Origin of the sequence: Chungangia koreensis, from assembly GCF_042651785.1 — a bacterium.
Classification (GTDB): Bacteria; Bacillota; Bacilli; order Bacillales_A; family Planococcaceae; genus Chungangia; species Chungangia koreensis.
Genome location: NZ_JBHSEC010000003.1, coordinates 60,862 through 79,501, shown reverse-complemented (window position 1 = coordinate 79,501; position 18,640 = coordinate 60,862). Strand labels below are relative to the sequence as shown.

General features: G+C 46.8%; 15 protein-coding genes. 9 read left to right on the top strand and 6 right to left on the bottom strand.

The features are described 5' to 3' along the window. Positions 1-34 precede the first annotated feature (34 nt). Positions 35-1,201 (top strand): PDZ domain-containing protein, encoded by a 1,167-nt coding sequence (locus ACFOZY_RS03640; protein ID WP_378152369.1) that lies wholly within the window; start codon positions 35-37, stop codon positions 1,199-1,201. Next, positions 1,188-1,448, top strand: coding sequence for a CsbA family protein (locus ACFOZY_RS03635; protein ID WP_378152367.1), 261 nt, complete (start codon positions 1,188-1,190; stop codon positions 1,446-1,448). Before ACFOZY_RS03640 ends, ACFOZY_RS03635 begins: the two co-directional genes overlap by 14 nt. 202 nt (positions 1,449-1,650) lie before the next feature. Here the strand turns inward: ACFOZY_RS03635 and ACFOZY_RS03630 are convergent, their stop codons facing one another. Together ACFOZY_RS03630 and ACFOZY_RS03625 are read right to left on the bottom strand one after the other, a co-directional pair. Further along, entirely contained in the window at positions 1,651-1,959 is a 309-nt protein-coding gene (locus ACFOZY_RS03630) for an AzlD domain-containing protein (RefSeq protein ID WP_378152365.1), read from the bottom strand. Then, complete coding sequence (locus ACFOZY_RS03625) at positions 1,959-2,687, bottom strand: AzlC family ABC transporter permease (protein ID WP_378152363.1); 729 nt, start codon at positions 2,685-2,687, stop codon at positions 1,959-1,961. Before ACFOZY_RS03625 ends, ACFOZY_RS03630 begins: the two co-directional genes overlap by 1 nt. Before the next feature lie 146 nt (positions 2,688-2,833). Between ACFOZY_RS03625 and ACFOZY_RS03620 the strand changes: the two genes are divergently transcribed. The 6 genes from ACFOZY_RS03620 (at position 2,834) to ACFOZY_RS03595 (ending at position 13,337) form a co-directional block, all read left to right on the top strand. Continuing rightward, on the top strand, positions 2,834-3,436 hold the full coding sequence (locus ACFOZY_RS03620; RefSeq protein WP_378152361.1) for a TVP38/TMEM64 family protein: 603 nt from the start codon (positions 2,834-2,836) through the stop codon (positions 3,434-3,436). 148 nt (positions 3,437-3,584) lie between these two features. After that, complete coding sequence (addB, locus tag ACFOZY_RS03615) at positions 3,585-7,073, top strand: helicase-exonuclease AddAB subunit AddB (RefSeq protein ID WP_378152359.1); 3,489 nt, start codon at positions 3,585-3,587, stop codon at positions 7,071-7,073. Next, the gene (gene addA / locus ACFOZY_RS03610) at positions 7,057-10,761 is read left to right on the top strand and encodes a helicase-exonuclease AddAB subunit AddA (protein WP_378152357.1); all 3,705 of its coding nucleotides are present in this window, start codon (positions 7,057-7,059) and stop codon (positions 10,759-10,761) included. The genes addB and addA overlap by 17 nt, the downstream gene beginning before the upstream one ends. A 21-nt stretch (positions 10,762-10,782) precedes the next feature. Beyond that, complete coding sequence (locus tag ACFOZY_RS03605; protein WP_378152355.1) at positions 10,783-11,952, top strand: DUF418 domain-containing protein; 1,170 nt, start codon at positions 10,783-10,785, stop codon at positions 11,950-11,952. A 59-nt stretch (positions 11,953-12,011) separates the two neighbouring features. Beyond that, positions 12,012-12,914 carry a fumarylacetoacetate hydrolase family protein gene (locus tag ACFOZY_RS03600; RefSeq protein ID WP_378152353.1) on the top strand — a complete coding sequence of 301 codons (903 nt, stop codon included), beginning with the start codon at positions 12,012-12,014 and terminating at the stop codon, positions 12,912-12,914. A gap of 75 nt (positions 12,915-12,989) precedes the next feature. Then, positions 12,990-13,337 (top strand): YisL family protein, encoded by a 348-nt coding sequence (locus ACFOZY_RS03595; RefSeq protein WP_378152351.1) that lies wholly within the window; start codon positions 12,990-12,992, stop codon positions 13,335-13,337. Positions 13,338-13,523: 186 nt separating this feature from the next. Here the strand turns inward: ACFOZY_RS03595 and ACFOZY_RS03590 are convergent, their stop codons facing one another. Further along, the gene (locus tag ACFOZY_RS03590; RefSeq protein WP_378152349.1) at positions 13,524-13,859 is read right to left on the bottom strand and encodes a hypothetical protein; all 336 of its coding nucleotides are present in this window, start codon (positions 13,857-13,859) and stop codon (positions 13,524-13,526) included. A 151-nt stretch (positions 13,860-14,010) separates the two neighbouring features. Between ACFOZY_RS03590 and ACFOZY_RS03585 the strand changes: the two genes are divergently transcribed. Continuing rightward, the gene (locus ACFOZY_RS03585; RefSeq protein ID WP_378152347.1) at positions 14,011-15,450 is read left to right on the top strand and encodes an alpha-amylase family glycosyl hydrolase; all 1,440 of its coding nucleotides are present in this window, start codon (positions 14,011-14,013) and stop codon (positions 15,448-15,450) included. A gap of 37 nt (positions 15,451-15,487) precedes the next feature. On the opposite strand, the gene ACFOZY_RS03580 is transcribed toward ACFOZY_RS03585, so the two are convergent. The 3 genes from ACFOZY_RS03580 to ACFOZY_RS03570 form a co-directional block, all read right to left on the bottom strand. Next, complete coding sequence (locus ACFOZY_RS03580) at positions 15,488-16,813, bottom strand: CoA-disulfide reductase (protein ID WP_378152345.1); 1,326 nt, start codon at positions 16,811-16,813, stop codon at positions 15,488-15,490. A gap of 76 nt (positions 16,814-16,889) precedes the next feature. Continuing rightward, the gene (locus ACFOZY_RS03575) at positions 16,890-17,741 is read right to left on the bottom strand and encodes a DegV family protein (protein ID WP_378152343.1); all 852 of its coding nucleotides are present in this window, start codon (positions 17,739-17,741) and stop codon (positions 16,890-16,892) included. Between the two features lie 56 nt (positions 17,742-17,797). Continuing rightward, positions 17,798-18,604 (bottom strand): Cof-type HAD-IIB family hydrolase, encoded by an 807-nt coding sequence (locus tag ACFOZY_RS03570; protein ID WP_378152341.1) that lies wholly within the window; start codon positions 18,602-18,604, stop codon positions 17,798-17,800. Between the last annotated feature and the right edge of the window lie 36 nt (positions 18,605-18,640).

The window sequence follows — 18,640 nt, the reverse complement described above, 5'->3', positions numbered from 1 at the left end:
GAAACTTAGCAGACGCTGAATGGATGGTGGCATCATGTTTTCTGAAATTCTTTTAGAAGTGTTAAAAGGGATCGGCCGTTTTTTCCTTAATCCACTCACGTATGTTGTCGTGTTATTTGCTGTCCTGCTAGGCTATGTACGGGTAAAGAGGGAACGGAAGTTTTTCAGACGCCGAATTCTCTATGGCTGGACAGAGCTCCAGCGGCTGGTAGCGGATGGATGGATTCCGTCCATCCTGTTATCGGTTTTGATCTTTGCTGCAGGATTGACTGTAACTGAAGAATGGCTTGCATTGTTTACAGTCATTGCATTGCTCGTTACGATCAGTTTCCTTTATAAAGCAGGGTCTCCGGTTTACTTTACAGCTATCGCTTTAGCGATATTATGGGCACTCCATACATATGGCAACGAAATCGAGTTCTGGAATTGGACATTCGGAGGAACCTTCAATAACGGATTGTTTGCGTCTGTGGCGATTTTATCAGGATTATTCCTACTGGCTGAAGCGTTTTTAGTGAAGAACCATACAGCAGATTTCGCTTCTCCACTCATGAAGAAATCAGCACGTGGGATGAACGCAGCTGTTTTCAAAGTGAAACGCCTTTGGCTGCTTCCGGTCTTATTCGTCGTACCAGGTGATGCGATTGCAAGTTATGCTCCGTACTGGCCACAAATCACAATAGGCGGGGAAGCGTTCGCGCTCGTATTGGCGCCGTTGGTCATCGGATTTGAGCAAACTGCCAGGCATTCATATCCGGAAGATTTATTCCCTCTGGTTGCTAAACGGTTGAACTGGCTCGGAATTGCGGTAACCGTCTTCGGGATCGGGGCCATTGGGATTCCGTTGCTTGGTGTAGTAGCCATAGCCATCGGTGTAATTGGCCGGATCGTCATTACGGTTATGACACATTTGCAAGAAAAAGCAGGTAAGATAGCTGGTGCTCCCGAGAGTGCCGGTGTTAAAATTGTTGGAGTATTACCTGGCTCTCCTGCTGATAAGATGGGCTTGAAGGTCGGGGAATGCATACGAAAAGTGAACGGACAAGCAGTTTCAAATGAAAACGAGCTATACGAAGCGATTCAGATCAACGCGGCACATTGCCGACTGGAAGTGCTCGACCGCTCCGGTGAAGTGCGGCTTAGACAGCATGTGATTTACCGTCACGACCACTACCGCCTCGGTTTGCTTGTCGTACAGTGAGGGACCTACTATGGAATTCATAACAAAATTCTTCTTAGCATTACTCATGCCAGGGATGTTAGTTGTCTTTTTAACCCGAGTCACCTATCACCACGTAGTCGGACTCATCCTGACGGTCGCACTCATCGCCGCCAGCGTCTATGCTGGCTACACGCACCATTGGATCCTCTACGTCGTAGACGCCGCCTCACTAACCGTCGGCTTCTACTTCGCTACACGCATGGTGCAAAAAGCTCGTGGGAAATAAATATTGGCAGAAAGGCTTTCGGATATTTCATTCGGAAGCCTTTTTATTTGGGATGGTTTTTGCCTAATATGCATCTGCAAGCAAGAAATTGTCGACGATCTTGCCGATGCATGTCGACGATCTACAACTAAATAAATTTCTATACATCAATCCACCCTCCCTCAAAATAAAAAAAGACCCGCACCAACGCGGATCTTCACACTCACATCACTAAACTATAAATCGCCAATACGGCTATCGACCCCAGTACTACTAACATGACATTTCCACGAATGAAGGCAATGGCGAATGCCGCCAATGCGCCAATGAGTCCGAACAGGATATTTCCTTCCTGTATGTACAAAATTGCAGGGAAGATTAACGCACCTAATACCGCAAACGGAATATTCCTCAACACGCCGCTAACCATTGGAGGCAGTTCTTTACCTTCCAAAAACGTCAACGGAATAGCACGTGGCAAGTACGTGACGAGAGCCATTCCTAACAGCATCCACCAGTACCATGAGTCCATTAGGATTCAGCCCCTTTCTGAGCGGGTATTGTTCGTTCACGGCTCTTCATTGAATAAATGACTTCCACAAATATCGAAGAAGCCAATGTTGAGACCAAAATGGACCAACCTGTCGACAGCCAGCCTGTCCAAAAGAATATTCCGTTGATCGCCGCCGCTGTGACTGCCAGAACGACAACTTTCCGATTCCCGCGCATGGACGGAACGAGTAGTCCGATGAACATCGCGTACAGAGCTACTGACATGGCGGCTTGCAGGAATGGAGGCAAGTTGGCTCCGATGAGATGTCCTACTACTGTAAAACCTACCCAACTGCTGTAGGCAATCAGTGCGACACCGAAAGAGAAGGCCATTGTAAGCTTTTCCTCTTTCCGTGTGGCGAGGACGGAAAACGATTCATCCGTGATCCAGAAGGCGAGCCATGCTTTCTTCGTACGGCTGGATGGCATCAACTTTTCATTGAGCGAAGCCGTCATAAGAAAGTGTCGAATGTTGACGATGAAGGTATTTAAGACAATAAGGACCGGATCGACACTTTTTGCGATTAATGATAGTGATATATATTGGGCAGCGCCTGCGTAGACGAAAATGCTCATGGCAGTCGCCTCTATAATAGTCAGGCCGGTAGTTTTGGCCAATAAACCGAACGTGATGGCAATCGGAAAGTAACCGATCGCAATACTCAGACCCGCTTTAAGACCAGCGTTGAAATCTTTCATCTTCATCATTTCACCCATTAGTTTAAATTTTCTAATGATTATACTACAAAAATATTCATCATTGGGTAGAATCAATAAAAGAAATGTTGAATCGTGCGAAATTTTGTAAAAACACTTAAAATAAGTACATTCATCAGAAGTTGGAGTTGGAATCAATGGACGATTGGCTGACAATGCAGAATTTAATCGAATTATCGAATCAGTATCGGGCATTAGGACCGATCATCGGCTTCCTTCTGCCATTCATCGAGGCGTTTTTACCGTTCCTGCCAATCTTTGCGTTTGTGATTGCCAACGCAGATGCGTATGGTTTTTGGTTCGGTTTCCTTCTTTCTTGGAGCGGGACTGTCACGGGTTCATATCTCCTGTTCCTTCTCGTTCGGAATTATGGCCAATCACGCTTTGTCCGTTACATGACAAAGCATAAGCGGATCCAAAAGCTAATCAATTGGGTGGACCGGAATGGCTTTGGCCCATTATTTTTACTGCTCTGTTTTCCGTTTACACCTTCATCACTCGTTAACATCGTGGCGGGTTTGTCGAAAATGAAGAAAAAGCATTACCTCTGGACACTCATCGCAGGAAAATTCATCATGATCATCACGATTACTTATATCGGATATGACTTACGCTCACTTTTGACGAATCCTGGAAAAACAGCGGCGATCGTCATCGTCATCCTTCTTCTTTGGATTGCCGGGAAACAGCTTGAGAAAAGGCTGGACAAGAAGGTGGAGAAAGATTCAGATGATAAATAACTAAAGCAGGATTCCCACCAATTGGAACCCCGTTTTGTTTCCAACTCACACTTCTATTCTGTAAAATAGAAAGTAGGAAACAAGGGGTTTTTTAGTTGTTACATAGCTTCAATATAAATATGAAAGATTGATATAGAGGAGGGAGTCCATGTCGCTCAGGTTGATCACCGGTCGTACCGGTACAGGGAAGACGACGTATGTTCAACAAGAAATTGCGGAAATGATGGAACAGGATCCAATGGGCGATCCGATCTTTCTGATTGTTCCTGACCAGATGTCGTATTCTGCAGAATATAGTTTGTCGTCTCATTATGGTGTGAAAGGTTTAATCCGCTCGCAAGTTGCGACATTTAAGCGCTTGGCATGGCGGGTTCTTCAGGAAACAGGGGGCATTACCCGGAAGGAAGTGAATGGTTTCGGATATCGGATGCTCATCCGTAGTGTGTTAGAAGAGCACCAGGAAGAGTTTAAGATGTTCCGGAAAGCCGCAGGGAAACGCGGATTCACTGATCAAATCGAGGAACTTTTAAAAGAGTTTAGCCGGTATTGCCTTGACTGTGAGAAAATTCCGGACCTTCATCAGAAGCTGATGGTATCAAACGCTCCACGAACGCTGATCGATAAAACGGACGATTTGTCCATTCTCATGAATGCGCTCGATGCAAGACTTGGCACGTCCTATGTCGACAGTGAAGGCTATTTGGCATTATTAGTTTCTCAAATCAAACACTCAGACCTAATAAAATCATCTCATGTTTACATAGACGGTTTCGTTACATTTACAACAAGAGAGTTGGAAATCGTGGCGGAGCTCATGAAGTATGCGAAACGGGTAACGGTTGTATTGCCGATGGATGAAGAATATAGCCAGGATAATGCTCGTTTATTCTTCAATCCTGTCAGAACAGGCGAACGAATCATGGAAATCGCTCAACAAGAATCGGTGGAAATTGAGGAACCGCTCTATATGGATTCTCCGCTCCGGTTCCACAATGAAGACCTGAGCCATTTGGAAACCGAGTTCGATAACCATCCAGCAGTGGCTAAGGAAAATGAAGGCAACGTTCAAATTATCGAAGCCGCGAACCGCCATGCGGAAGTGCATGCACTCGCTCGCCGAATCAGAGAACTCATGCGTGATGGTATGCGTTACCGTGAAATGGCCATCCTGTACCGCCAGCCGGAAGTATACGATGAATTGATTGAAACGGTATTCCCCCAATATGAGATCCCGGTTTTCATTAGCCGGAAAAAGCCGATGCTTCACCATCCACTCATTGAGTTCAGCCGCTCGGTTTTAGAAGCGGTCATGACAGGTTGGAAGTATGAGCCGATTTTCCGGGCAGTGAAGACGGATCTGTTCTTCCCGCATGGAGCGGACAAAAAACTATGGCGCGAGCGTGCGGACCGTTTGGAGAACTATGTCATTTCCCAGGGAATATACGGGGATCGCTGGTTCGATGAGAAACGGTGGGTGTTCAAACGTTACCGTGGACTTGAGTTCCATACGACCGTGCAGACGGATGAGGAGCTCTATATTCAAAAGGAACTCCATGAGGTACGGGATTTTATTCGCAATCCCCTCATGGACTTGGAGGCAAGGCTGAAGCGTTGCCGAACGGGCCGTGATGTAGCGGAAGCATTATTCTCATTCATGGAAGACTTGCATATTTACGATAAGATGGTCGACTTGCGGACGGAAGAAGAGAAGGAAGACAAGCTGTTGGCAGCGACTGAACACGATCAGGCATGGAACCAATGGATTGAAGTGTTGGATCAGTTTGTCTTGATGTTCGGGGAGACGGAAATGCCGCTCGAACAGTTCGCGAAGATTTTGGACGAAGGGTTCGATACACTCGAATTCGCCCGGATTCCGCCTTCAATGGACCAAGTGACCGTAACGACCATCGATATTTCCAGGGTGATGAACATGAAAGCCGTGTTCGTCATCGGAGTAAATGACGGTGTCTTGCCACGAAGAATTGACCAGGAGGGACTGCTTTCGGACTCGGAACGTGAGCTGTTCATGCAAATCGGATTGGAGCTTGCGCCGACATCGAAAATGCGGCTCATGGACGAGACATTCATGGCGTACCGTGCCTTCACCACACCGCAAGAAAAGCTGATCGTGACGTATCCGGTGGCGGATGAAGAGGGGAAAGCGCTCATGCCATCTCTCTATATCAACCGTCTTCAACAGCTTCTTCCAGGAACCGACATTCAACTTGCGGCGATTGACCCGACAGAGCTGCCAGAGGACAATCAGATGGACTATATTAGCCATCCGCGTCCTACGCTTCCATTTGTAGCTATGCAAATCCGCCAAGCCGAAGTAGAAGGGGAACTTTCTCCGGAGTGGCGTGCTGTGCTTGCTTATTACGAGGATGATCCATACTGGTCTTCAGTAGTAGAACGCGTCATTTTCCCGCTACGGGATCAAAGGGCAACCGAAAAACTATATCCGGAACTGACGAAGGAATTGTACGGAGAATCATTCACTTCGAGTGTTTCCCGTGTGGAATCGTATTACAGCTGCCCGTTCCAGCATTTCGCTTCGTACGGCTTGCAGCTGCAGGAACGCCCGCATTATGAGTTGGAGGCACCAGCAATCGGAGACCTGTTCCATGCGGCGTTGAAATGGGTATCCGACGAAACTCTTCAATCTGGTAAGTCATGGTCGCAACTTTCGAAGGAAGAATGCTGGTCGCTCGCGCGGAACGCAGTCGATCAGATTGCGCCTTATTTCTTCAATCAAATCTTGTTAAGTACGAACCGTTACGTATATATCAAACGGAAGCTGCAGCAAATCGTGCAGCGAACCCTGTATTCGCTTAGCCAGCATTCGAAAGTGTCCGGTTTCGTCCCGGTTGCGGTCGAAGCGGGCTTCGGGCCAGGAGAACAGCTGCCGCCGCTTCAGATTCCGTTGAAACGTGGGGAATCGATGAAACTGCGTGGACGGATTGACCGGGTCGATGCGACACGTGTGAACGGCAAGCCGTATGTGCGCATTGTCGATTACAAATCCTCTTCAAGGGCACTTGACTTGAATGAAGTGTATTACGGCTTGAGTTTACAGATGCTGACGTATTTGGACGTGGCGCTGGACAACTCGAAAGTCTGGCTCGATGAGGAAGCTTCCCCTGCCGGCGTTTTATATGTACACATCCATAACCCGATGCTGAAGCCGAATGAGGAGTTAACGGACTCCCGGATGGAATCGGAATTGCTCCGTTCATTCAAAATGAAGGGCTATGTACTGGACGACCCGGAAGTCGTTACAGAAATGGATCAGGACATGGAGGGCTTCTCGTCCATCATTCCGGTACGCATGAATAAGGACCAGACGCTGTCGAAATCGCAGTCGAAAATCCTCTCCGGCGATGATATGCAGCTCATGCGTTTATTCGTACGGAAAAAGCACCAACAAGCGGGCAACGAAATGCTTGAAGGGAATGCAGATGTTCTGCCGTATCGAATGAAAGATAAAATGCCATGCCAATTTTGCTCGTATCGGTCCGTTTGTCAATTTGACCCGACCGATCCGGCATCGAAATACCGTCCGCTCCATGAGCAGAAACCGGAAGAGATGATCGAGAAAATCAGGAAGGAGGTGCAGCCGGATGATCATTCCAACTAAACCGAATGATGTGACGTGGACGGACGACCAGTGGAACGCCATATGGGCGAAGGGGAAGGATATCCTCGTCTCCGCCGCAGCAGGTTCCGGGAAGACGGCAGTACTGATCAACCGGATGATCGAGAAAGTGCTCGATTTGAAGAACCCGATTGATGTCGATGAACTCCTTGTTGTGACCTTCACGAATGCGTCAGCAGCTGAAATGCGCCACCGGATGGCCGCTGCCTTGGAAAAGGCGATTGCTGAAAATCCGACGTCAGACCATTTACGAAAACAGCTCAGTTTGTTGAATAAAGCGCAGATTTCCACGCTGCACTCCTTCTGCCTGAATGTCGTACGGCAATACGCTTATTTGCTGGATATCGATCCAGGATTCCGTATCGCCAATGAAACGGAAGCGGCGTTGTTACGGGATGATATTTTGGAAGATGTATTAGAGGAAGCATACAGCTCGGATAATCCGGAAGCGATTTACCGTTTGTCCGATAGTTTTACCGGTGACCGCGATGATAAGGCGATCGAGATGTTGATCGACCGTCTATACGATTACTCCCGTGTCCATCCGTCACCTGAACGTTGGCTTCGTTCCATTCCGGAGGAGTATGACTTACCGGATGGGATTACTGTAGACGAGCTGCCCTTCATTGACCCGCTGAAGTTGACGATCCGCCATACATTGGAGGAAGCGGTCGCGCTTACAGAAGAAGTAAGACGGATTGCCATTATGCCGAACGGTCCCTCTGCATTAGGCGACACTGCCGAGCAGGACCGAATCATGCTGCAAGAAGCGATCTATCGTATTTCAAGCGGCAATTGGCAGGAAACATATGAATATTTCCAGACGATAAAATGGATGACTGCAGGCCGGGTACCGAAGGATTCCTGCGATGATGCGTTAAAGGACCGGGCGAAAGCTCTTCGTGACCAAACAAAGAAATTGGTCAATGGTTTACGTGAATCTTTCTTTGCCAGAACGCCTGCCCGTTTACTCGATGAAATCCGGCTGATGGCCCCTTCCATGCAAAGGCTTGTTGAATTGACCATCGAGTTCGGCAAACGATATGAGGCGGTGAAGGTTGACCGTGGCCTCGTCGACTTTTCGGATTTGGAGCATTATGCGTTAGAAGTTTTGGCAATTGAAGAGAATGGAAGGTTGAAACCGTCTTTGATTGCAAAAGACTATCGCCAACGCTTCAAGGAAGTATTAGTTGACGAATACCAGGATACGAACATGCTGCAGGAAACCATTATTCAATTGGTGAAAACGGGCGACGAAGAAAACGGGAACTTATTCATGGTTGGAGACGTAAAACAGTCAATCTACCGTTTCCGTCTTGCCGAGCCGATGCTGTTTTTGAATAAGTATTTGCGCTTCTCGACGGATCCGGCTGCCGATTCAGGCTATAAGATAGACTTGAATGCTAACTTCCGGAGCCGCAAGGAGGTTTTGCACGGCACGAATTATATTTTCTCTCAAGTGATGGGTGAGCGCGTCGGGGAGATCGATTATGATGAAGCGGCGGCACTCAAGCCGAAGGCACCGTATGATGAGACGGATATGCCGGTCGAGCTTGCAATCCTTTATTCGGATGAGCCCGAAACGGACGAACTGGTGGAAGACGCGACTGAGCTTACGGAGGAGGAACTGAAGAAATCCCAAATCGAAGCGCGCTTCATGGTGAGGCGGATCAAAGAACTCGTCGAATCGGAAACGTTGGTGATGGACCCGTGGTCAGGGAAGAAGCGGCCGATTGAGTACCGGGACATCGTCGTTCTCATGCGTTCCATGACTTGGTCTGGCGAAATTACGGAAGAGTTCAAGCTGGCAGGGATTCCTGTATATACGGAACTCAAAAAAGGGTATTTTGATGCACTCGAAGTGATGATCATGTTGAACACGCTCCGTGTGATCGATAACCCATATCAAGACGTACCATTGGCATCCGTACTCCGTGCACCGTTTGTAGGCCTCACGGATAATGAGCTTGCGAAAATCAGGCTGGCAGCACCGAAGGAACCGTTCTATGAAGCAGTGAAGCTGTTCATGCGCAATGAACGGAGCGGCGTCAACTTGCAAACACAGGAAAAGCTGCAGCGCTTCTATTTACAGTTCGAGGAATGGCGCAATTTGGCCCGTCGCGGTTCGTTGTCAGAGCTAATCTGGCGAGTGTATTTGGATACGCATTACTTCGAAATGGTCGGGGCTATGCCAAACGGCAAGCAGCGTCAAGCGAATTTACGGGCATTGCATGACCGGGCAATCGATTACGAGCGTACATCATTCCGTGGGCTCTTCCGATTCTTACGGTTCATCGACCGGATGCGCCGTCGTGGAGATGATTTAGGCGCAGCAAAAGGGATGAGTGAGAAGGAAAATGTGGTCAGGCTCATGACAATCCACTCATCGAAAGGACTCGAATTCCCGGTTGTTTTCATCGCTGGAATTGGTCGACAGTTCAATAAGCTCGATTTCCATCAGCCGTATTTATTTGACAAAGACTTTGGACTCGCTGTGAAGGCGATTGATCCTGAAAAGCGGATTCAATACACGTCATTACCATTTTTGGCGATGAAGGAGCGGAAGCAGCTTGAAATGAAGGCGGAGGAAATGCGTGTCCTGTATGTGGCAATGACACGGGCGAAGGAAAAGCTGATTTTAGTCTCGAATACGAAAAGCTTGGAGAAGCTGTTGCCGAAATGGCAGGAAGCACAGTTAATAGATCCGGCTGAAATGTTGCCGGAATATACACGTTCACGAGCGAACAGTTATTTAGATTGGATTGGACCTTCAGTTGCCCGCCATCCGGATTTCGAAAAGTTCGGCCTGATGGAAGGTGGAAGTTGGCGTGATGATCCTTCGAAATGGGAAGTCACGGCGATCCATACATCTGAGCTTACTGGTATGTATGAGAAGGAAGAAACGGATGAGCAGAAAACACTACAGACGATGCTGTCCGAGAAGCCGGATCCGGAGTTGTTGAAGACAGTCACTGAACGTTTTGATGCTCGCTATCATCACGAATCGTCCGTAACAAAGAAAACGAAACGGTCGGTCAGTGAATTGAAGAGGCTCGCTCAGCTTGAGTTGGAGGAGGAACGGGATCCGTTCTTTACCAGAGATGATGAAATCCGACCAATGTATATGCACGAGCGTCCGCAATTCATGCAAGATCGCCGGTTGTCTTCTGCCGAAATCGGTACAGCGATGCACACGATCATGCAGCATATCGATTTGAATGAAAAACATACAGCCGCTACGGTTCGAACGTTGATAGACGAATTGGTCAGACGTCAGCTGCTGACAGAGGAAGAGGTAAATGCGATCCACGCACAGTCGATTGTAAACTTCTTTAAACATGAAGTTGCTGCACGTCTTCGAAGTTCGTTGGAAGTTCGCCGTGAAATGCCATTCACTTATGGCATGCCGGATGACGATGGCGATATCCAAATCCTGCAGGGGATTGCGGATTGCCTATTCAAGGAAAAGGATGGCTGGGTGCTGTTGGATTATAAAACAGACCGGGTGCGCGGAAGATTCGGTTCGGAAGAGGAACTTGTCCAGGAAATGCAAAATCGGTATGATGTCCAGCTTTCTTTATACGAAAAGGCTATTTCAGAAATTTTAGGCATACAGATTAAAGAGAAAATCCTTTATTTATTTGACGCGGATCGAACGCTCGTTTTGTAATTCGCGATAGGGGGAAATGACTTGAATTTAACACCGACGCCGCTGCAGGAACGGGTTATCGCCATCGATATGATGCGCGGATTCGCCCTGCTCGGCATCTTCATCGCCAACATGCTGTTGTTCCATACACCGTTTTACTATATCGATCCGTATTCATGGTTTACAGTACCGGCAGATAAGGAGGCGTTCCGTTGGATTGATATTTTTGTCCAGGCGAGCTTCTATCCGCTATTCTCGATGTTGTTCGGCTATGGACTTGCCATGCAGCACCGAAAAACGGTGGAGCGGGGGATTTCTTTTACACCGCTTGCCGTTCGCAGACTCTCTGTATTGTTGTTGTTCGGGATGTTCCACGCCTTCTTCGTGTGGTCTGGGGACATATTGATCACTTATGCAATAACCGGTTTTGCCCTATTCGGTTTGCTTAAACTTTCAGCTAAATGGCTAACTGCCATTGCAGCGGTACTATTTGGAATTGGGCAAGCCATTTTAGTCGGTTTAGCGTTTTTTGTATCCAAGATTCCATCATTCGATATGGCATACGTGGATATCACGAAAATTGAAAGCTCAATTGCCGCCTATGCAAACGGCTCATGGGGTGAAATTTTCGTACAGCGTGCCGGAGATTGGTTTTATGCGAATCAACCGATTATCCTTCCACTGATGATTTTGTCGACAATTCTTCCTTTTACGATGATTGGTGCAGCTGCAGCTAAAGCGAAGCTGATCGAACGGACAGGAGAGAAGTTGACGTTCTGGATAGTGACATCGATTGTTTCATTCGGAATTGGCTTTGCTTTGAAAATGCTGCCTTATATTGGAGGAGCCGATTTGCTCACTGTCACCGTCCAAGACTCAATCGGCGGACCTTTCGTAGCTGTAGGGTATGGGGCGTTGATCGCTCTTCTTTGCCAGATCCCGCTCTTCCGGGTTGTTCTTCGCCCAGTTGCAAGGGCTGGCCGTATGTCCTTTACAACGTATTTAATGCAGTCAATCATAGCAACTTTAATCTTTTATTCGTATGGCCTCGGCCTTTATGGAAAAGTGGATGTCGCGACTGGTACGTGGCTCGCCGTAGGCATCTTTGTCATCCAAGTCATCTTTGCAGAGCTTTGGTTCATGAAATTCAAGTATGGACCGTTTGAATGGGTATGGCGGAAAATGACGTATGGTAAACTTCCGACAAATTAAAGGAAAATGGCATTATGTGTCGTATACTATATTAAAAGAATGAAAGGATGTTAAATCGGATGAAGTTATTGACTTTTCAACACGATGGTAACGTATGCTTTGGGCCGAAGGTGAAAAAGGAGGAGGCAGTCTGGGATGTATGCCAGATCCAAGACGAATTGAATGTGCTCCCGTCTTTCCCATCGACCATCCTGAAAGGAATCGAAATGGGCTTTGACTTTTTGGAACAAGTTCGGAAGCTCGTCGATGCGGCGAATAAAGATGAAAATCCGGCGCGTTTTAAGCGTTCATTCCAAGAAATCGAATGGCTTTCACCAATTCCGAGGACACCGAAAAACATCCTTTGTGTCGGAAAAAACTATAACGACCATGCGAAAGAAATGGGTGCTGCTTCAGCCCCTGAAGACATCGTCGTCTTCACGAAATCGCCGACTTCCATTGCTGCGCATGACCAGGAAATCCCGGTCCATGCCGACGTCACTTCCAACCTCGATTACGAAGGGGAATTGGCAGTAGTGATCGGGAAAACCGGCCGCAATATTCCAAAGAAAATGGCCTATGACTATATATTCGGTTATACGATTGCGAACGATGTAACAGCACGCGATTTGCAATCCAAGCACCAACAGTATTTCTTAGGAAAGAGTTTGGATGGTTCCTGCCCGATGGGTCCTTATCTTGTAACGAAAGAGGAAATTGCGGATCCACAAAAGTTGACTGTCGTGACGAAGGTGAATGGAGAAGTGCGCCAAAACGGCAGTACAGAGGATATGATCTTCAAGGTAGAGGATCTGATTGCGGAGATTTCCAAATATGTGACATTAGAGCCGGGTGATGTGATCTTAACGGGTACGCCTGCAGGTGTCGGTAAAGGAATGAAACCTCCGACATTCTTGAAAGCCGGTGATACGGTAAAAGTATCGATTGAAGGGATCGGCACCCTTTCCAACACATTCGTTTAAGCATGTCTTCAAACATGCCTTGCCTAAATGAAATGTGGTACGATAGGGAAGGATTAATGACGAGAGGTGAACCACTTGACTACACATTTTCATATTTTCACATGGGTTGTCGGCATCATTTTATTCTTCGTGGCATACTTCATGCCCGCTGACGCCAAAGCGCAAAAAATCGTACATATGATTACGCGCCTGTTTTACGTATTGATCGTGATTTCCGGAGCTCTATTATTCTTCAAATTTTCAGCTCACGATCCGGCACAGTACGGAGTTAAATTCCTGCTTGGCCTATTGACAATCGGTATGGCAGAGATGGCACTTGTCCGCAAGAAAAAGGGCAAACCCTCAACCATGTTCCTCATCTTGTTCATCGTGTTCTTAGTATTGACAGTTGGAATGGGAATCCATTTACCAATCGGCTGGTGATGAGCAGACAGAATAACCGTCCTTTCGGGGGCGGTTTTTTTAGTTGGTGACGGGAGCGCGAGGATATATGGGTGGATATGGGCATATACGAGGTACTTATGGACGGATGGACCCATTTGTGGAAATATCCTTCGTTGAAGCTGTAGACTGTGCTTCGAATCCAATCCTTCCACGCTTCCGTAGATGTCAGCACGCGTAATAAATTCTCCAATGCACGGAAGAACACCCCCTATGCTCGGATACATCGCTCCAATGCTCGGATGCATTGCTCCTATGCTCGGATAGCCCGATCCAATGCTCGGATACATCGCTTCTATGCTCGGATAACCCGGACCAATGATCGCTTACCCGGCCGCTATGCTCGGATAGCCCGATCCAATGCTCGGATGCATCGCTCCTATGCTCGGATGCATCGCTCCTATGCTCGGATAGCCCGGACCAATGATCGCTTACCAGGCCGCTATGCTCGGATAACCCGATCCAATGCTCGGATACATCGCTTCTATGCTCGGATAACCCCACCCAATGCTCACATCCCCTATTCCTGGAAACCACTCTTCACAAGTTTGTCGAAATCTCTTGGCAAATCCATGTTTTCCTGCTGAAAGATGTGCAGGTGGCAGGCCAAGTTTGGTAAAATGACGGAGGAACGTTGTTCGAAGGAGGACAGCTTGTGAAACGATTGAAATTTACCGCTGTACTGGCGGCTATACTATTACTAACGTCTATTGCACCTGCAACATACGCTGACGGGCAACGCACTATCGTTGATGAGAGTGTGTATGATTTGCTTGTCGATCGCTTTTTTAATTATACAAATGACAATAATTTCGATGTAGATTACAAAGACCCTAACGCATTCAATGGGGGAGATCTACTTGGTGTCAAAGAGAAGCTGACGTACTTAAATGATATGGGCTTCACGGTTGTCAATCTTGGTCCGATCTTTGATACGGAGCGTTATGACGGTCGTTTGGCATTGAGCTATGACACGATTGAGGAGCATTTCGGAACGCCAGAGGATTTAAAGGCGTTAGTTGATGCAGCTCATGAGTTAGATATGAAAATCACTGTGGACATCCCTTTAAGCCGAGTAAGTGCTCAACATATTTGGACCTCGAATGAAAATTGGGCTCTGCCGAATGAAGATGGAACGATTGACTGGAACCTCGATTTGCCTGAGGTGAGGGAAGCCTTAACGAATGCGGTTGTCGGTTTTATTTCCACACATAACTTAGATGGGGTCCGTCTTATTGCTACGGATGGAATCGATACGGAATTCCTGAATGACCTTATTGGAGCAATAAAAGATGCAGAGCCTTCTGCTTATGTTATGGGAGATGGAGATACGGGGGCAAACTTCGATTTGGCTATGTACGACCAGACGGAGGAGATTCTGCGTGAACTGTTTGTAGCGTTTGATCAACCATCGTCGCAATTAAGTGACCTACCGGTATCCAACGAAAATACAGCAGCTATCTATGTAGACACTCCGTTCGACTCCCGTTTTACGTATGATATCGTAAGTGAGCGCATGTTCCCGCCGACTCGGTGGAACCTAATCATGACAACATTTTTGACATTACCGGGTACACCGGTCATTCAATACGGTACAGAAATTGCGGTGAATGGGGAAAAAGCACCTGAATCACACCCGATTCTAAGTTTTAAGTCTGATGATGAACTAATAAAACATATTGCCGATTTGAATTATTTACGTAATGAATCCGAGGCATTGCGCAGCGGAAAATACGAATTGCTGAAAAACGAGGACGGCATGATGGTGTACAAGCGTTGGAATGATGAAGAGACATGGATCATCGCCGTTAATAACACAAGTGAAACGCATGTCGTGGAATTGGATGACACTGTAATCGGCGAGAGTGATTCAATTCTTCGTGGATTGTTAGACGGTGATATCGTACGTCCAGTAGACTATAAGTTCAATATCACTATGGATCGTGAGACTGCTGAAGTGTTCATTGTGAATGAAGACCGGGGGATCAATAAAGGATATATTTTAGCCTTAATCCTCGTGTGGATTCTATTTATTGGTTTCCTTACATTGGTATGGAGACAAGGGAAGAAACGTAAAGAAGAATCGTCCAAATAGAAAAGCTGGCGGGAGCAATCCGCCAGCTTTTTTCATATTACTCCGCTTTATAACCGACCATATTGACTGGATCTTTCGGTGATGAGTACGGTGGGGAGTAGCTAAGTTCGAGTGCAGCTAAATCATCGACTGTGAGGCCGCCGAAAATGGCGGTTGCGATGACATCGATGCGCTTATCAATTCCTTTTCCACCAAATGCTTGTGCTCCTAAAACTTTACGAGTTTCAGCGTGGTACGTAACTTTCAACGTAATATTCGCGTGGTCCGGGTAATAGCCGGCATTCGTTTTACTTTTATGCAATACGGTTTTGAAAGGTATTCCTTCTTCCTCAAGCATATCATCCGTCATGCCTGTCATGGCGACTGATTGTGAGAATACTTTAGAAATCGAGGTGCCAAGTAATCCTTTGATTCTCACGGGTTTTCCTTCTAAATGCTTCGCGACAATATATGCCTGTCTATGTGCATGCCACGCGAGGGGAACACGCTTCGGCTTGCCGGTGAACCATTCTTTGTTTTCCGCTGCATCCCCGATGGCGTAAATATCCGGGTCGGTCGTTTGCATGACATCATTCGTAACGATGCCGCCAGTCTCACCAATTTCGAGGCCAGCAGCTTCCGCTAATTCGGTATTGGCAATAATTCCGACACTCATCATGACAAAATCCGCCTCTACGACGTCACCATTTTTCAACGTCAATTTCGATCCATTAATATTGGCAATCTCCGTCTCCCTGTGAAGCGCAACACCGTTATTCCGAAGCTCTTCATCCAACAAAACAGCGATTTCAGGATCCAGGATCGACATCATGTGTTTGTTGCGCTCAATGACACTGACGGAAATTCCCTGTTCATGGAGCACCTCAGCCAACTCCACCCCGATGAAGCCCCCACCAACAACTGCACAGGAAGACGGCTTTTTCTCGTGAATATAAGACAGAATTTCTTCCATATCGTCATAGCTTCGAAGAGTGAAAACGTCCGCTGTATCCATTCCCTCGTAAGTCGGTCGTCTAGCTGAACCTCCTGGAGAGAGGATTAACTTATCGTACGAATCTGTAAAGGATTTGCCAGTCTGTACATTTTTCACTTCAACCAATTTTTGTTTCCGGTCGATGCGGACTACCTCATGGTGAACGTAAACCTCTATGTTCTTTTTCTCCTTAAAACTCTCGGGCGTGGCGGAAATGATCTTTTTCTTGTCCTCGATGACCCCGCCAATCACATAGGGCATTCCACAGTTACCGAATGACATCGTACTGCCTTTGTCATAGACCGTAATTTCAGCATCAGGTAATACTCGACGGATTTGGGAAGCCGCGGTTGCACCGCCTGCAACTGCCCCGACCACGATAATTTTCATGCGAAAACCTCCATTCAAGAAGAGTAAAGCTCCGAACAGCAGGACAAATAAGCCATGCCTGATCGGAGCTTTCAGGTTATTGTAATTTATTCAAGAAGAATACGGAAACTGTCCCAGGACCGGTATGTGCACCGATGACTGAACCAATCATGTAGATTTCAACCGCTTTTGGATTGAATGCTTCCTCAATAGCCGACTTTAAGTCCAGCGCTATTGACTCATCGTCCGCATGACTAATGGCAATCGTTTGTTCATGCAGTTTCTCGCCACGTTCTGCCATTAAATCCACGATTCTTTTAAGCACTTTCTTACGGCCGCGATGTTTCTCGATCGGAACCAACTTACCGTCTTCAACGTGCAATAAAGGCTTAATATTCAATAAGCCGCCAATAAATGCACTTGCTTTAGATACTCGTCCACCTAGTGCTAAGTAATCGAGGTCTTCAACAGTGAAAAGATGTTCCATATGCTCGGCCATGAAACGAATTTTCTCCTCGATTTGCCCTAATGGATCGCCAGCTTTACGTAAGCGTACGGCTTCCTTAATCAGTAGACCGATTCCAAGTGAAGCACACTTTGAGTCGATGATGGTCAATTTCAAGTCCGGGTATTCTTCCTTCACTTGTTCTCTCACCATGACAGCGGTGTTATGCGTGCCCGACAATTCGGAGGATAATGCGATATAGATGCCTTCCTCACCGGATTGAGCAAGCTCCGTAAACTTTTGCATGAATAATTCCGGTGAAGCTTGAGACGTCTTTGGATGTTTACCACCACGAATCTCGTCATAAACTTGTTTCGGATCGATCGTAATCAGATCGTCGTACTCCTCTTCATCAATATGTACACGGAGAGGGAAAAGTATGACATCATTTTCCTCGAAAAAAGACTTTGGTAAATCACTTGCACTATCTGCGTAAATTTTCATTTGAATCCCCCTTTTTTTATATAAGTTATTCACTTGTTCCTTATTAAATGGTCTAATTATAATTTTAGCCTGTCGATCAGTAATTCGGCAATTCCATCTTCGTTATTTGTCAGCGTAATTTCATTGGCAATGTTCTTCAATGGATCAATGGCGTTGCCCATTGCCACACCTATACCTGCGTATTCAATCATTTCCAAGTCATTATCTTCGTCTCCGAAGGCAATGATCCGTTCCTTTGGAATTCCCATGTAGGAAGCAGCTTTTGAAAGGCCGACTGCTTTATTCAACCCGTTCCGTACAATTTCAATTACATGAAATGGGGCACCCCATCTACGGTGGTTGATCACTTCCGCGTGGACCTCTTCCAAGTGCTGGCGGATTTGCGGGACATACTCTTCATCAGATTGTATGAGTAAACTTGTCGGATCATCCTTCAAATAATTCCGAAGGTCGCCGATCGTTACATTCGGTTCTCCAAAGCCAAAGATGTTCAAGAGCTTCTCATCGTGGTGATGGACGTATACATCATCCTTCACTTCCGCTACGATATTTTGAAAACGGAAATTACTTAAAGACTCAACCACTTCTTGGACGACCGGAAGGGAAATCGCCTCGTGTGCGGTTTTAAATGATCGGTCCTTTGGATGATGGACGAAAGCACCGTTAAAGTTGACGATTGGTGTCCGCATATTCAATTGCTTATAATATGGCTCACTTGCACGATATGGACGGCCGGTCGCAATCATGATTTCATGACCGGCTTCTACTGCTTTCCGCAAGGTTTGCTCAGTCTTTTCGGAGATAATTTTCTCATCTGTTAATAAGGTTCCATCTAAATCCAAGACGATTAAATGCCGTTCCATTGAATCAAACCCCTTTCTTTTCTAAGAAAAGTGTAG

Coding starts and splice junctions, on each gene's coding strand:
- ACFOZY_RS03640 (WP_378152369.1), top strand. CDS start 35: ATGTTTTCTGAAATTCTTTTAGAAGTGTTAAAAGGGATCGGCCGTTTT.
- ACFOZY_RS03630 (WP_378152365.1), bottom strand. CDS start 1,959: ATGGACTCATGGTACTGGTGGATGCTGTTAGGAATGGCTCTCGTCACG.
- ACFOZY_RS03625 (WP_378152363.1), bottom strand. CDS start 2,687: ATGATGAAGATGAAAGATTTCAACGCTGGTCTTAAAGCGGGTCTGAGT.
- ACFOZY_RS03620 (WP_378152361.1), top strand. CDS start 2,834: ATGGACGATTGGCTGACAATGCAGAATTTAATCGAATTATCGAATCAG.
- addB (WP_378152359.1), top strand. CDS start 3,585: ATGTCGCTCAGGTTGATCACCGGTCGTACCGGTACAGGGAAGACGACG.
- addA (WP_378152357.1), top strand. CDS start 7,057: ATGATCATTCCAACTAAACCGAATGATGTGACGTGGACGGACGACCAG.
- ACFOZY_RS03600 (WP_378152353.1), top strand. CDS start 12,012: ATGAAGTTATTGACTTTTCAACACGATGGTAACGTATGCTTTGGGCCG.
- ACFOZY_RS03580 (WP_378152345.1), bottom strand. CDS start 16,813: ATGAAAATTATCGTGGTCGGGGCAGTTGCAGGCGGTGCAACCGCGGCT.
- ACFOZY_RS03575 (WP_378152343.1), bottom strand. CDS start 17,741: ATGAAAATTTACGCAGATAGTGCAAGTGATTTACCAAAGTCTTTTTTC.
- ACFOZY_RS03570 (WP_378152341.1), bottom strand. CDS start 18,604: ATGGAACGGCATTTAATCGTCTTGGATTTAGATGGAACCTTATTAACA.